The sequence below is a fragment of the Rhodoferax sp. P1_F3 genome, from assembly GCF_056405715.1.
In genome coordinates this window covers 313982-327286 of record NZ_JBFUBO010000001.1, presented here as the reverse complement: position 1 = coordinate 327286, position 13305 = coordinate 313982, and the positions used below count along the sequence as shown (strand labels likewise).

General features: G+C 62.8%; 14 protein-coding genes. 6 read left to right on the top strand and 8 right to left on the bottom strand.

Annotated features, from left to right (window positions below):
• Nucleotides 1-10 precede the first annotated feature (10 nt).
• The gene (locus tag AC1DZ5_RS01630; RefSeq protein WP_477885376.1) at nucleotides 11-1420 is read right to left on the bottom strand and encodes a DHA2 family efflux MFS transporter permease subunit; all 1410 of its coding nucleotides are present in this window, start codon (nucleotides 1418-1420) and stop codon (nucleotides 11-13) included.
• A 118-nt stretch (nucleotides 1421-1538) separates the two neighbouring features.
• On the opposite strand from AC1DZ5_RS01630, the gene AC1DZ5_RS01625 reads away from it, so the two are divergent.
• From AC1DZ5_RS01625 to AC1DZ5_RS01605, 5 genes are all read left to right on the top strand, one after another.
• Nucleotides 1539-2693 carry a zinc-binding metallopeptidase family protein gene (locus AC1DZ5_RS01625; RefSeq protein ID WP_477885374.1) on the top strand — a complete coding sequence of 385 codons (1155 nt, stop codon included), beginning with the start codon at nucleotides 1539-1541 and terminating at the stop codon, nucleotides 2691-2693.
• A 207-nt stretch (nucleotides 2694-2900) separates the two neighbouring features.
• Nucleotides 2901-3293, top strand: a complete 393-nt coding sequence (locus tag AC1DZ5_RS01620; protein WP_310345586.1) for a BON domain-containing protein — start codon at nucleotides 2901-2903, stop codon at nucleotides 3291-3293.
• A 147-nt stretch (nucleotides 3294-3440) separates the two neighbouring features.
• Nucleotides 3441-3755 (top strand): hypothetical protein, encoded by a 315-nt coding sequence (locus tag AC1DZ5_RS01615; RefSeq protein ID WP_477885372.1) that lies wholly within the window; start codon nucleotides 3441-3443, stop codon nucleotides 3753-3755.
• Between the two features lie 113 nt (nucleotides 3756-3868).
• Nucleotides 3869-4324 (top strand): DUF3429 domain-containing protein, encoded by a 456-nt coding sequence (locus AC1DZ5_RS01610; protein WP_477885370.1) that lies wholly within the window; start codon nucleotides 3869-3871, stop codon nucleotides 4322-4324.
• A gap of 184 nt (nucleotides 4325-4508) precedes the next feature.
• The gene (locus AC1DZ5_RS01605; RefSeq protein WP_477885368.1) at nucleotides 4509-4742 is read left to right on the top strand and encodes a DUF2835 family protein; all 234 of its coding nucleotides are present in this window, start codon (nucleotides 4509-4511) and stop codon (nucleotides 4740-4742) included.
• A 4-nt stretch (nucleotides 4743-4746) separates the two neighbouring features.
• Here AC1DZ5_RS01605 and AC1DZ5_RS01600 read toward each other — a convergent pair whose 3' ends face one another.
• The 7 genes from AC1DZ5_RS01600 to ftsY all read right to left on the bottom strand — a co-directional run bounded on the left by AC1DZ5_RS01600 (nucleotide 4747) and on the right by ftsY (nucleotide 11816).
• Nucleotides 4747-6015 carry an Hsp70 family protein gene (locus AC1DZ5_RS01600; RefSeq protein WP_477885366.1) on the bottom strand — a complete coding sequence of 423 codons (1269 nt, stop codon included), beginning with the start codon at nucleotides 6013-6015 and terminating at the stop codon, nucleotides 4747-4749.
• Nucleotides 6012-6689: an alpha/beta hydrolase gene (locus AC1DZ5_RS01595; RefSeq protein WP_477885364.1), complete on the bottom strand. Its 678-nt coding sequence runs from the start codon at nucleotides 6687-6689 to the stop codon at nucleotides 6012-6014. The genes AC1DZ5_RS01600 and AC1DZ5_RS01595 overlap by 4 nt, the downstream gene beginning before the upstream one ends.
• Nucleotides 6690-6799: 110 nt before the next feature.
• Complete coding sequence (locus tag AC1DZ5_RS01590) at nucleotides 6800-7234, bottom strand: DUF2846 domain-containing protein (RefSeq protein WP_477885362.1); 435 nt, start codon at nucleotides 7232-7234, stop codon at nucleotides 6800-6802.
• A 204-nt stretch (nucleotides 7235-7438) separates the two neighbouring features.
• Complete coding sequence (locus tag AC1DZ5_RS01585) at nucleotides 7439-8884, bottom strand: cache domain-containing protein (protein WP_477885360.1); 1446 nt, start codon at nucleotides 8882-8884, stop codon at nucleotides 7439-7441.
• A 15-nt stretch (nucleotides 8885-8899) separates the two neighbouring features.
• Nucleotides 8900-10099, bottom strand: coding sequence for an ABC transporter substrate-binding protein (locus AC1DZ5_RS01580; protein WP_477885358.1), 1200 nt, complete (start codon nucleotides 10097-10099; stop codon nucleotides 8900-8902).
• A 36-nt stretch (nucleotides 10100-10135) separates the two neighbouring features.
• Nucleotides 10136-10726 (bottom strand): hypothetical protein, encoded by a 591-nt coding sequence (locus AC1DZ5_RS01575; protein WP_477885356.1) that lies wholly within the window; start codon nucleotides 10724-10726, stop codon nucleotides 10136-10138.
• Nucleotides 10727-10748: 22 nt separating this feature from the next.
• Nucleotides 10749-11816 carry a signal recognition particle-docking protein FtsY gene (gene ftsY, locus AC1DZ5_RS01570; RefSeq protein WP_477885354.1) on the bottom strand — a complete coding sequence of 356 codons (1068 nt, stop codon included), beginning with the start codon at nucleotides 11814-11816 and terminating at the stop codon, nucleotides 10749-10751.
• A gap of 29 nt (nucleotides 11817-11845) precedes the next feature.
• Here ftsY and AC1DZ5_RS01565 point away from each other — a divergent pair, with 29 nt between their 5' ends.
• Complete coding sequence (locus AC1DZ5_RS01565) at nucleotides 11846-13300, top strand: M16 family metallopeptidase (RefSeq protein ID WP_477885352.1); 1455 nt, start codon at nucleotides 11846-11848, stop codon at nucleotides 13298-13300.
• Nucleotides 13301-13305: the final 5 nt, after the last annotated feature.

The following is a 13305-nucleotide window of genomic DNA, read 5'->3' as shown; positions in this document are numbered from 1 at the left end:
CTGGTGGCTGTCAGGTCGATGGCGTGGACCCCTGGCTCACTGCATCCCCGTCACCCGCCTTCAACGCCCAGAAGGACAGCGACGAGACGATGGTGATGGCACCCAGCGTCAGGAACGCGTGGTGCAATGCGTTAGTTACCGCAAGCCTGTCGGTTTGCGGTACGTTACCCAGGTACCACCCGGTCACAAGAGACCCGCAAGCCAGGCCGAAGCTCATGGACAGCTGTTGCAGGGAACTGCCAATGGTGCTGGCCATGCTGGAGTCCTTGGCCTCTATGTCGGCGTAGGCCATGGAGTTCATGCTGGTGAATTGCAGTGAGTTGAAAAAACCCTGGGCCAGACCCAGACAGGCAATTAGCCACAGCGGCGTACTGGCCGCAACCAGTGAAAACAGGGACACGGTGACGCCGATGCATACCGTGTTGACGATCAGCACCTGGCGGTAGCCAAAGCGCGCAAGCACTTTGGACGCCACGAGCTTCATGCCCATGGCGGCTACGGCGGCCGGCATCATGAGCAGTCCCGATTCCCATGCGGACAGCCCCAGCCCCACCTGGTACAGCAGGGGCAACAAAAACGGCATGCCGCCCAGCCCCAGTCGGGTGACAAAACCCCCGAGTACGGAGATGCGGAAGGTCCGCACCCTGAACAGGGTAAGGCGCAATAGCGGAAAGCTGGTGTGCCCTGCGTGGAAGCCATAGCCCAGCAAAAGGCTGACGGCCACCACCAGAAGCATGGCCGCGGTGGCCCCGTCAATCTGATGTTCGCCAAACACCTCCAGCACCCACGACAGCAGCGCCGTCCCCGAGCTGAAGAGCAGCAGGCCGATGACATCCAGGGAGCCGCGCGTAGGGTCGCGGTAGTCTGGCATGTAGCGATGGATCAGCCATAACGCGACCACCCCCACGGGAACATTGACAAAAAAGATGTCGCGCCAGGACAGCCAATGCACGATAAGCCCGCCAATCGTGGGACCAAGCAGAGGCCCGATCAAGGCAGGAATGACCACGAAATTCATTGCCACCAAAAGCTCGGATTTGGCGAAGGTGCGAATGATGGTCAGCCTTCCCACGGGCATCATCATGGCGGCACCAATCCCCTGCAGAATGCGGGCCGTAACCAGCATCGGCACATTGACGGACAAGCCACACAGAACCGAGGAAAGCGTGAAGATGACGACCGCCCAGGCAAAGACTTTTCGCGTCCCGAACTTGTCGGCCATCCACCCGCTGATGGGAATACCGACCGCCAGGCTCAGGATGTAGCTTGCCACCACCCCTTTCAGGCTGAGGGGCGACACGTTGAGGCTTGCCGCCATGGCCGGCACCGCCGTATTGACGATGGTGGAGTCCAGTTGCTCCATGAAGAGCGTGGTGGCTACCACCCATGGCAGGTAGCGTTTTACGGTGGCGGTTTCCATCGGGCTCAAGAATACACCTGGCCTTGGGACCACGCTGTGCCGGGCCCGGCCGTATGGCTGCCCGAACAACGTGCGCAAACGCACGGATGAGCTTCCCCCATCTGCATAGTCTTGGGCCATGGAAATGGCACATCTGCAGGACACACCGGGGCACCGGCAGCCCCACACCCACCGCATTGGCCAGTGCCAGTGCGGCTACCCGGTCTTTTTTCGCAATCACCTGTGTTTGCACTGCGGCAGGGCGCTGGGTTATGAGCCCGACACGGCCGCCATCCTGCCGCTGGAATCCCTGGACGAGGCTGGCAACTGGTACGTAGCGGGGGCGGCTGCGGAGCAGGGTAGGGTGTACCGCCGCTGTGCCAATTTCAGCCTGGCGCCCCAATGCAACTGGCTCATCAGAGTGGCAGAGGGGGAGAGCCACGACCTGTGCAGATGCTGCCGACTGAATCGCACGGTGCCAGACCCCAGCATCGGGCAGAACGCAGCCCTGTGGCATGCGGTGGAGGTGGCCAAGCGTCGGCTGGTGTCTTCATTGATTGCCCTGGGCCTGCCGGTGGCCTCTCGCATCGAGGAAGACCCGCAGCGAGGTCTGGCCTTCGATCTATTGGTGGATGCGGTACCTCTGCCGGTGACCACGGGCCACCAGGACGGCATCATCACCGTCAACGTCAATGAGGCGGACGATGCGGCGCGCGAAGCCATCCGGTCTGCCATGCATGAGCCGTACCGCACTGTGCTCGGGCATGTACGGCATGAGTCGGGCCACTACTACTGGAGTCGCCTGCTGGAGGGAAGCCTGTGGCACGAGCCCTTTCGTGCGCTATTTGGCGACGAGCGGCAGGACTACGCGGCGGCGCTGCAACAGCACTACGCGAACGGCCCTGACCCCGCCTGGGCGGACAACAGTGTCAGCGCCTACGCCAGTTCCCATCCCTGGGAAGACTGGGCCGAAACCTGGGCGCACTACCTGCACATGGTGGACACCCTGGATACCGCCATGGGCGCCGGCATGGCGCGCGATCAGGTGGATCTGTTGAAAGATCCGTTTGAAACGGATGTGCTGTACCGCTTGTCTGACGAGGATGACGCGGTGGATACGGAGTTTCTGGCGTTTTTCAACGCGTGGGTCGGGCTGACCAGCGTACTCAACGAGTTCTCGCTGGGTATGGGTCTGCCCGACTTCTATCCCTTTGTGCTGCGCAAGTCTGCCATCACCAAATTGCATTTTGTGCACCGGTTTATCCAGGCGTTCGGCGAGTCTGCTGCCCGATGACCGCGCGATTGACCCCTTACCAGTGCGCGCTGTGAGCGGCTCCAGGGTTACGTTTTTTCACACTTGATGCCGCGCAGAATGGCTCCGTGTGTGCGCGTGCGCACCGAAGCACCAAGCCCGTTGCGGCACTCTTGGGGTTCCGCTGCATGCCGAGCCATTCACCCGGTTTTGACCATGCGTTTTCAATCTGACTGAGGGCACACCACTATGTCAATTTCTACATCTCCCCGCACTTTTTCCCCCTACGGCAATCTCTTGCGCCCCGCCTTGGCTGCGGTGGCACTCATGGCTTGCGCAGCCGTGGCCTATGCCGCCACCAACGAACCGACCACCACCACGGAGAAGATCGAAAAAGCTGAGACCAAGGTCGAGAAGGCCGTTTCCGATAGCTGGATCACCACCAAGGTCAAATCCGAAATACTGGCCAACAGCGCAGCCAAGGCGTTCAAGGTCAGCGTCACCACCAAGAGCGGTGTCGTATCGCTGAAGGGCACGTTGCCCACGCAAGATGCGGCAGATCTGGTGCAGAAGATCGCAGAGGGTGTGCAGGGCGTCCACAGTGTGGATGTATCCGGTCTCTCCGTAAAAACTGCCAGCTAAACCAGTGATGGACATTGCAGCGGTGCGCAGCCGCTGCGGGTCCGTCACGTGGGCGCTTTACAAAGGTTTACCAAGATGGCGTAAACCGGGGCGAGGCCCTTGGGGTTAAGGGTGCATGGCAATATCGCCATGCATCGAAAAGTCTCTATGTTGAAACAATCTCTCATCGCTACTGCCTTGGTCCTCTCTGCGTTGGGTGCTTCCGCACAAGCGCCAGCTGCAAAACCCGCAGCACCTGCAGCAACAGCTGCTGTCGCAACCCCTGCGGCCACCAAGACACCAGATGCGACGAAAGAGACACCGGTAGCCGCACCCAAGGCCAGTGCAGACGCCAAGGCGGCCAAGCTGGAAGAGGCCAAAGCCAAGCGTGAAGCCAAGAAGGCTGAACGCGCAGCCAAGAAAACCAAACGTGCTGAAGCCAAGGCGGCCAAAGCTGCCGCTCCAGCGCCTGCCAAACAGTAATCCGACACCCGCGCGCTCCCGTAGCGCCGGTTCAAGAGGCCATCCTTTGGATGGCCTCTTTTTTATGGGATATCGCAACTGCTACAGTCCCACAGACGACAGAGGGCTCCCCATTGGCATCTCCCATTCCGCCTCCCGTGGTACGAACCATTGCCTGGTTGGGCTACGGTGGTTTGCTGCCCTTTGTGCTGTTGACCGTCGCTACGGCGGTGGACAAAAACAATGTGGTCTTCTGGAGCCAGGGGCTGTTTTCCTACGGTTCCGTCATCCTCACATTTGTGGGGGCGTTGCACTGGGGCTTTGCATTGGCGATACCCGGTATCCCCGACAAGCAGCGGGACGCTGTCCTGATCTGGAGCGTGGTCCCCGCCCTGGTGGCGTGGGTGGCACTGATGTTTGACGGTGTGGCCACTGGCTATGTGCTGATCCTCGGGTTTGCAACGCACTATTGGCAGGACACGCGGCTGCACAATGACGGATTTTTGCCGCCCTGGTACTTGCCCCTGCGATTTCAAATCACTGTGGTCGCATGCGTGTGTATGGCGCTGGGCACTTATTGGGGACGTTGAAATGGATGGTCAAAATACCGATACACCGAAAGACATCACGCCACGGTTTGGCCGATTGCTCGTTGCCTGCGCGCTCTCCGTGCTTTTTTGCGGCGTGCTGGTGTATTTCATGAGCGACATGTTTTCAAACTGCTGTGATCTCTCGTGGCTGGATCGGCTAGGCCATTGAGTAGACCGGTCCACCATGCGCCGCTTCGAATTCGGACTCAGCATTTCGGCCCAGGACTATCTCCAGTACTACCGGGGCGAAGTGAGAAATGTCCTGGCCAGATGCCAGGATGGCCGCACCGTCCAGTTTCCTGCAACGCTGCTCACGCCATTTGTGACGGGCAGGGGCATCCACGGCAGTTTTGTGTTGACGTGTGACGATGAAGGCAAAGGGGCACGGCTCTTGCGCCAGTGGCTACTAAAACAGTAGCAAACTAAAACTGCTGCACGGCCCCCGCCCACGCCAGCCCGGCGGCCACGCCGCCAAATCGGTTGCCTTCCACCAGCGTGGCCTGCGGCATGGCTTGGCGCAGCGCTTCGATCAGCGTGCGTAAGGCGGATGAACCGCCCGTCAGGTACACCGCATCCACCCCTTGCAGGCCCGCGGTGGCCACGCAGTCTTGCGCGCATTGCACCACTTGGGCGATGGACGTGTGCAGGGCTAGCTCCATGCTGTGCGCATCGATGGTGGGGGTGAGCGCGCGGTCCAGAAAAGCCAGGTCCACCACGGCGCTGTCCCCGCTGATGGAGCAGGCAATCTTGGCCGCCTCCACCCCAGCGAGCATGCGGTGACCGTGCTGTTCTTCCAGTGCGTCCATCAGGCGGCGGTGCAAGGTCTGGTTGGTGTAGTCGGTCCACAGCTCTTTGGCAAAGTGCAGTGCCTTGCGCGTGTAGGCCTGGTGGATCAAGTGCCAGGTGCTCAGGTCGAAGAACACGCTGTTGGGCACAATGCGCCCGCCCGTGCCCACGTGCTTGTAGCCCAGGTGGGGCATCACGGTGCTCAGGTCCAGCAGGCGATCAAAGTCGGTGCCACCAATGTGCACACCCGTGGTGGCCAAGATGTCGGCGCTGCGGTCGCACTGCGTGCTGCGTTTGGGGTTCAGGCGGATGACGGTGAAGTCCGATGTGCCGCCGCCAATGTCCACCACCAGCGCTGTGGTTTCTTGCACCACGCGCTGCTCATAGTCCAGCGCCGCGGCAATGGGTTCCATCTGGTAGGCGATGTGGGTGAAGCCCGCTTCCAGCGCAGCGCGGCCCAGGGTCTCTTGTGCCAGCAGGTCGCGCTCGGCGTCGTCGTCCACAAAGTGCACGGGGCGGCCCAGCACGGCGTGGGTCAGGGGCCGGCCCACATGGGCTTCACAGCGGCGTTTAAGTTCTTTGAAGAACAGCACCACGATGTCAAAGAAGCGGATGCTCTTGTCGCCCACTGCGGTGTACTCGTCCATCAGGCGGCTGCCCAACAGGCTTTTCAGCGAGCGCAGCAGGCGGCCTTCGGTACCGTTCAGGTAGGCCTGCATGGCGGCTGCGCCATACAGCACGGTGTGCGTCTCGCTGGCAAAGAACAGCGCGGTGGGCATCTCGGCCCGGGCGCCGTCCAGTGGGATGACCTGTAGCGTGCCGCTGGCGTCTATCAGCGCGGCGGCGGAATTGGAGGTGCCGAAGTCAATGCCCAGAACCAGGGGGCGACTCTGCTCCCCGCTCACGCGGCAGTGCCCAGCACCTGGGTCAGGAAGGCGGAGATGTCTGCAATCTCGCGGGGGTGCACGCTGTGGGGCATGGGGTAGGTGTGCCATTGCACGGGGTGGCCCAGCTTGGCCAGCGCGTCGCGCGACTCCTCGCCGCGCTGGATGACAACCACGGGGTCTTGCGTGCCATGCGCCATGAAGATGGGCGTGTGCGCGTTGGCCGCGTGGCGCTCCGACGGAAAGCGGTCTGCCAGCGGCAGGTAGCCAGACAAGGCCATCACACCGGCAATCTTGTGGGGCAGGCGTAGCGCAGTGTGTAGCGCCATGGCGCAGCCCTGGCTGAAGCCGGCCAGCACGATGCGCTCGTACGGAATGCCGCGCGCCACTTCGTTCTCGATCAAGGCGTTGATCGCCCATTCGGACTTCTGGATGCCACGGTCATCCTGCTTGCTCACTAGGTCCATGCCATACAGGTCGTACCAGCCGGGCATGACATAACCACCGTTGATGGTGATGGGAATGCTGGGCGCGTGCGGGAAAACAAAGCGGATGGGCGGGCAGCCCTCCAGGTCCAGTTCGGGCACCAGGCCCGCAAAATCATTGCCATCGGCCCCCAGGCCGTGCAACCAGATAACGGCTGCGGTGGGGTTGGGGGCAGATTCGAGTTCGATACGGGGGAGGAGGGCGGTCATATTCGCGGAGTAGTCACCAATTCGGGAACTGGTGATTGTCCGCGAAAGCCCGCAAGTACCGCCAATGAGTCTTCAGCTTGCAAGTACTGCGGGCTTCACGTGGCGCACGGTTACTTTGTTTCCGCCAATTTGGTTTCCAACACACCCTCTTGCCCGGTCGCTTGGTCTACGACCTGCAACTTGGACCGTGCGCCGAAAAATCCCATTTTTACTTCTTGCCAGATATAGAGAATGGTGCCGGGCTTAGCATCCACTTCGATCGTGCTGTCGGTCTCGGCTTGCGACGTTATTTTGTGCTTGCCGGGCGTGACTTCCTTATAGAGATAAGTCTTCTTGGCTGTCTGGCCAATAGATACCCCATCCACTGTGACTCCCATTTTTACGGCGGCACCCATGGTTTCATTGCGATAGATATACAGCGCGGCCTTGTTGGGCGCTACTGCAAAAGTTTTTAATGCAGCATCTTGTTTTTCGTCTCCCATGGAAACAGATGCGCAACCAACCAAGCTCAAACTCAAGAAGGCGACGGAAAGAATTCTTTTCATGTGTATGTTTATTGATGAAGAAAGGACCCCGGTGAGTTTAAGTGGGTCTCTATGGTGTTTCTATCCCCAAATGGGTGAATCTGAGGGCTTCTACGCAAATGTCTCGCACCCCCCACGGGAGCTCAGCGGCGTACCCCGTCAGCGCAGTAGCGAATGACGGGCTTGCGTGGTTTGACCAGGCCGAGCCAAATCTTGCCATTCAGGTCATGGCGTGTTCCCCGGTTTTTTATTCGCGCTCTGGGCGGCTTGTGCATCGGCCAGTGCCGCGCTGAGCTGGGCATAGACCCCGCGCAGTTCGGCGGACCGGGCGTTGAGCTGGGCTTCGTGTTCGGCGGTGGCGGTGTGCAAGGCGGCCACTTGTTGGGCCAACTGGGCCTCCAACTGGGTGGTGCGCTGGTGCACGCCCAGCATCTGTTCCCGCCGCAGTAGGGCTTGGCGGGTCACACGGTCAAACCAGGGCTTCCACAGTGGGGGCACCGGCGGCGCGCGCTTGATGTTGGGGCCCTCGGTCTGCTGCACATAGTCGGCCAGCTGCAGCGCGGGTTGCGTGAAGCGTCGGCTCAGCCAGAAGCAACTGGCCACCAGCGCCAGCAGGGCCACCACCGCCAGCGCGATGAAGGGCAGCATCTGGGTCAAGGCCTGGCGGCTTACCAGCGCGGACGGGGCTTGCACCAGCAGCGCCCAGTCGGTGCCGCGCAGCGCAAAGCGCAACCAGCCGGCGTCGGCCACATAGGGGCCTGCGGGCAGGGCGTCTTGTGCCTTGGGGTTGCTGCTGGCCAACACGTGGCCTTGGGCGTCCACCACCCAGGCATGGCCCAGCGGCAGGGGGTGCTGCACCAGCACGTCGCTGAGCGTGCTCAGTGCCAAGTCCGTGCCCACCACGCCGGTGTAGCCGTTGCCGCTGTAGACCGGTGCCAGCACCGATACCACGGTGACTTTCTTCAGCGGGTCTACATGCGGTGCGGTCCACACCAGTTCTTTTTGCGGATTGCTGGCGGGGCCGACCGCCTCCAGCGGCGTGGTGCCTCCGGCGTCCCACAGCACGCGCAGCGCGGCACCCATGTCGGGCTTGCCGGTCGCAGTCAGCACTTCATCGCGTGCTTGTGCTGGGAATACCCAGCGCCATTGCTTTTGCGCATCGTAAAAGTAGCTCCACAGCAGGCCTTTTTGCTGGGCGTGCGTGGCGGTCACCTGGGCCAGTGCGCCCAACGGGCCCACCAGGTCACGCCGGTAGTCCGCGCCGGAGGATGGGTCTACATGCACAGAGCCCACCTCTTTGGCCAGGTCTTGCGGCAGCCGGTCCCAGGGGGCGTCGCGCAGCGGCGCCAAGTTACGCCGCTCCACGCGGTCGGCCAGACCGGCATCGGCCAGCGCGGGCTGGCGCAGGTTGCGCTCGGCCGACTGGCGCATGGCAGCTACATGGGTGCGCGCCACGTCCAGGTTGGTGTTCAGGGCCAGCTGCAGCTGTTCGCCCTGAGTGCTCAGGCCCCACCACAGCGTGCTGCGCTGGCGCGCATACGTGCTCCAGCCAAAGGCCAGCATGGCCAGCGTGAGTACAGCCACGATGAGGGCCAGCGTGGCGGTGTGGCGCCGCTGCAGTTGCTGCGCCGAGGGAGCCGGCGGCTCCTGGAAAGGGACGGTGTCGGACATGACCGCCATTGTGGTCTAAGCGCCGTAGCGCCGAGTCCATTCCTTCTCAATCGGTTGCACCCAGCTGCCGTGCGGTTCGGGAATGGCGGGCGCGCTTTTCTCCACCTGTCCCGGCAAGGGCTTGGCGGCAAAGCGCGCGCGTTCTGCGCTGCTCAGCTTGTCCAGCGCCAGCACGGTGGGATCACCCCACACGGCTATATCGGCCTTGCGTGCCTGGGCTTCGGGGCTGAGCAGGAAGTTGACCAACACCTGGGCGCCTTCCTTGGCGGACGCGTTCACCGGGATCGCCACAAAGTGCGTGTTGCCAATGGTTCCGCTACTGAATTGGTAGCTGGTTACGCTGGCAGGAAGCCGGTTGGCGGCAATTTCGTTGGCCGCGTCGTTGGGGTTGAAGGTCAGTGCCAGTTGCAGTTCGCCATCGGCCAGCATCTGGCGCATGGCCTCGGCGTTTTGTGGAAACTGTTTGCCGGCGCGCCACAGGTGCGGGTGTAGTTGGTCCAGCGTGGCCCACAGCGGTGCGGTGGCCTTGGCAAATGACTCCATGGCCACCGGCTTGTAGAAGGCGCCACGGGATTCGCTGCTGTCCAGCAGTACCTGCTTCAAAAACGTGGTGCCGTGGAAGTTGGGCGGGCGTGGATAGGTCACACGGCCGGGGTTGGCTTTGGCGAAGGCCAGCAGCTCAGCCAGGCTGCGCGGTGGCTTGGGCGTGCGCTTGCTATCGACCATGAAGGTCAGCTGGGCCATGCCCCAGGGTGCCTCTAGCCCTTCGGTCGGCTCCGAGAAATCCAGGCGCGTGGTGGGCTTGCCTTGCACATCCACCATCGCGTACGAAGGCAGGCCTTCCGCAAACGGGCCGAACAGCAGGCCTTCGCGCTTCATGGTCAGAAAGTTTTCCCCATTGATCCACACCAGGTCCACCGTGCCATTGGCCTTGCCCGCCGCTTTCTCGTTGCGCACGCGCTTCACCACATCGGCCGTGTCCGTCACCTTCACATGCTCCACCTTCACGCCAAAGCGCTTCTCCACTTCGCCGGCCGCCCATTGGATGTAGGCGTTAATGGTCTCCGCCCCGCCCCAGGCATTGAAGTACACCGTCTGGCCTTTGGCCTTGGCTTCGATGGCGTTCCAGACAGCGGTGCTTTGGGCAAATGCCGGGGCCGCGAGGGCGGTGGTAGAAAGTGCCAGCAGGTGGCGACGGGTGAGGGGGTGGGTCATGGCCGATGGGTGTCAATGGTGAAGAGCAACCGCAGCTTACAGCGCGTCGGCAGCTTCCCACAACGTGGTCGAGCCAATGGATCGGTACCACTGGCGAAATGCACTTCTTTGGGATTCAAAGGGCTCGTTCAAGGGTGTGCGTGGGTCTTCGCTAAGGTCGTAGGCCATGCCCTCCTTGAACCAGGCGGGCTTGCGCAATAAACCCAGAACGCCAATCCGCTCTGCCTGCAGCACATGGATCATTTCGTGCCGCAGGTAATAGGCTTTCCAAGCGCGTGGCCCCACCACGGTGCCGAAAGTGCCCACCGTTACCGCGGATCGGGCGCCAAGGCCAAAGGTGTCCGCACAGCGCTCGGTGGAACAAAAAATGACTTTGGGTGCTGCTTGCAATGTGCCGACGGTATGAACAACGAATGCCTGGGCTTCGGCATGCAGCGCTGTGGCGCGGGCCAGTTCACCCTTGTCTTCCACGCACACCGCTTCGGTGGCGCAGTCCATACCGACCCACTGGGGTGTCAGCACCCGAACGGGTTTGACCAACATCCATGCGGCGGCAGGGGTAACCACCAGCAACAGCAGTGCCAGTCGCCCCAGCATCAACACGTACCGTTTGAGCTTGCTTTGCATGCGGATTGGCGGGCTAGTCGTTTTACGCTAGCAGCGCCTGCGCAAACTCCCGCGCATTGAAGGTTTCCAACTCATCCAGCTTCTCACCCACACCGATGAAGTACACGGGAATGGGCCGTTCGCGCGCAATCGCGGCCAGCACGCCGCCCTTGGCGGTGCCATCCAGCTTGGTGACAATGAGCCCGGTCAGGCCCAGCGCGTCGTCAAAAGCCTTCACTTGGGCCACGGCGTTTTGGCCGGTGTTGCCGTCGATGACCAGCAGCACTTCGTGCGGGGCGGTGCCGTCGGCCTTGGCGATCACGCGTTTGATCTTCTTCAGCTCTTCCATCAGGTGCAGCTGCGTGGGCAGGCGGCCTGCGGTGTCGATGAGCACCACATCCTTCTTGCGCGCCTTGCCAGCGGTCACGGCGTCAAAGCTCACGGCGGCAGGGTCGCCGCCTTCCTGGCTGACGATCTCCACGGTGTTGCGGTCGGCCCAGACGGTGAGCTGCTCGCGGGCTGCGGCGCGGAAGGTGTCGGCCGCGGCCAGCAGCACGCTGGCGTTGCTGTCGGCCAGGTGCTTGGTGAGCTTGCCGATGCTGGTGGTCTTGCCGGCGCCGTTCACGCCCGCCACCATGATGACGGTGGGCTGCTGCTGGCCAATCACCAGCGGCTTTTGCAGCGGCTGCAGCAGCTCGGTCAACTCGGCGATCAGGATGTTCTTGAGCGCGATGGGGTGCGTCACGCCGCTGGCCTTCACCTTCCTGCGCAGCGCGTTGGTCAGGTGCTCGGTGGCGGTCACGCCAGCGTCGGCCATGAGCAGCGCGCTCTCCAGGTCTTCGTACAGGGCCTCGTCGATCTGGCTGCCGCCAAACACGCCCGAGATGCTGCTGGCCGTTTTGCCCAGGCCGGCCTTGAGTTTGTCCAGCCACTTTTGCCGCTCCGGCGGCGTGGCGCTGGGTTCGGGAATGGCGATGGGCGCAACCAGCGCGCTGCCGATCAGGGAGCCTGTGGGCAGGGCCTCGGCAGGGGTTGCATGCGGGGCGGGAGCAGCGACTGGCGCCACTGCGGGAGCGGGAGGAAGTGTTTTTTTCTTGAAAAAGCTGAACATTTGGGGCGTTCTTAGAATCACACCATTCTATGAAACACCCATTCCCCTGGCCGGGACAGCGCTTTGTCGCTGTTGGCGCGGTCCTTCTGGCCTTTTTCTCCCTCACCGTTTCGCCCTTTGCCGCCCTGGCGGCAGAGCCTGCAGGGGTTCAGCAATTCACGCTCAAGAGCGGCATGACGCTGATCGTCAAACCCGACCGGCGGGCGCCCACCGCGGTGCACATGCTGTGGGTGCGCGTGGGTGCCATGGACGAAGTGGACGGCACTAGCGGCGTGGCCCACGTGCTGGAACACATGATGTTCAAGGGCACGCCCACCGTGAAGGCGGGCGACTTTTCGCGCCAGGTGGCGGCCCTGGGCGGGCGCGAAAACGCCTTCACCGCCAAGGATTACACGGGGTTCTACCAGCAGATTCCGGCCAACAAGCTCGAAGACGTGATGCGCCTGGAGGCTGACCGCTTTGCCAACAACCAGTGGAGCGATGAGGTGTTTGCCAAGGAGCTGGAGGTGGTGAAGGAAGAGCGCCGCATGCGCACCGAGGACAACCCCCACGCCCGCCTGCATGAGGCCATGGACGCCATGGTGTACCAGGCCGCACCCTACCGCCGCCCCGTGGTGGGCTGGATGAGCGACCTGGACGCGATGACGGCGCGCGACGCACGCGACTTCTACCGCCGCTGGTACATCGCCAACAACGCTGCCGTGGTGGTGGCCGGCGATGTGGACGTGGACCAGGTGCGCGCCCTGGCCGAAAAATACTACGGCAGCCTGCCCACCCGATCCGCCCCCACACGCAAGCCGCGCGAGGAGCCCGAACAGCTGGGCCTGCGCCGCCTGGACTTTAAGGCGCCGGCCGAGCAGGCCTATGTGGCGCTGGCCTTCAAGGTGCCGGGCTTGTCGGCCGAGGGCCTGGTGGCCAGTGGTTCTGCCCAGCCCGATACGGACAGCGAAGAGGCCATGGCGCTGACGGTGTTGTCCGCCGTGCTCAGCGGCTATGACGGTGCGCGCCTGCCGCGTGCCCTGACGTTGGAGGCCAACCCTGTGGCCGATGACGTGGGAGCCTACTACGGCCTGACGGCACGCGGTGGTCCGCAGCTGTTCACGCTCTCGGGCGTGCCCGCCGCGGGTAGGACGGCGGCCGAGGTGGAAAAGGCCTTGCGCGCCCAGGTCGCCCTGGTGGCCAAGGACGGCATCACCGAGGCCGAGCTGGCCCGCGTGAAGAACCGCTGGGTGGCGGGCGAGGTCTACAAGCAAGACAGCGTGTTCAACCAGGCACGCCTTTTGGGTGTGAACTGGATCAACGGCTACCCGCTGGCCAGCGACCAGCGCCTGCTGGAACGCCTCCGCACCGTGACGGCTGTCCAGGTGCAGGCCGTGGCGGCCAAGTACTTTGGCGATGACGCCCTGACCGTGGCCACGCTGCTGCCCCAGCCGGTGGACAAGACCCGCAAACCCCGCCAGCCTGTGGCCGGTGCGCGCCACTAAGCCAC

Excerpts from the sequence above, each read along its gene's own strand:
- AC1DZ5_RS01590 (WP_477885362.1), bottom strand. The coding sequence starts at position 7,234 with ATGAAAAGAATTCTTTCCGTCGCCTTCTTGAGTTTGAGCTTGGTTGGT.
- AC1DZ5_RS01565 (WP_477885352.1), top strand. The coding sequence starts at position 11,846 with ATGAAACACCCATTCCCCTGGCCGGGACAGCGCTTTGTCGCTGTTGGC.
- AC1DZ5_RS01605 (WP_477885368.1), top strand. The coding sequence starts at position 4,509 with ATGCGCCGCTTCGAATTCGGACTCAGCATTTCGGCCCAGGACTATCTC.
- AC1DZ5_RS01615 (WP_477885372.1), top strand. The coding sequence starts at position 3,441 with ATGTTGAAACAATCTCTCATCGCTACTGCCTTGGTCCTCTCTGCGTTG.
- AC1DZ5_RS01575 (WP_477885356.1), bottom strand. The coding sequence starts at position 10,726 with ATGCAAAGCAAGCTCAAACGGTACGTGTTGATGCTGGGGCGACTGGCA.
- AC1DZ5_RS01585 (WP_477885360.1), bottom strand. The coding sequence starts at position 8,884 with ATGTCCGACACCGTCCCTTTCCAGGAGCCGCCGGCTCCCTCGGCGCAG.
- AC1DZ5_RS01630 (WP_477885376.1), bottom strand. The coding sequence starts at position 1,420 with ATGGAAACCGCCACCGTAAAACGCTACCTGCCATGGGTGGTAGCCACC.
- ftsY (WP_477885354.1), bottom strand. The coding sequence starts at position 11,816 with ATGTTCAGCTTTTTCAAGAAAAAAACACTTCCTCCCGCTCCCGCAGTG.
- AC1DZ5_RS01620 (WP_310345586.1), top strand. The coding sequence starts at position 2,901 with ATGTCAATTTCTACATCTCCCCGCACTTTTTCCCCCTACGGCAATCTC.
- AC1DZ5_RS01625 (WP_477885374.1), top strand. The coding sequence starts at position 1,539 with ATGGAAATGGCACATCTGCAGGACACACCGGGGCACCGGCAGCCCCAC.
- AC1DZ5_RS01595 (WP_477885364.1), bottom strand. The coding sequence starts at position 6,689 with ATGACCGCCCTCCTCCCCCGTATCGAACTCGAATCTGCCCCCAACCCC.
- AC1DZ5_RS01580 (WP_477885358.1), bottom strand. The coding sequence starts at position 10,099 with ATGACCCACCCCCTCACCCGTCGCCACCTGCTGGCACTTTCTACCACC.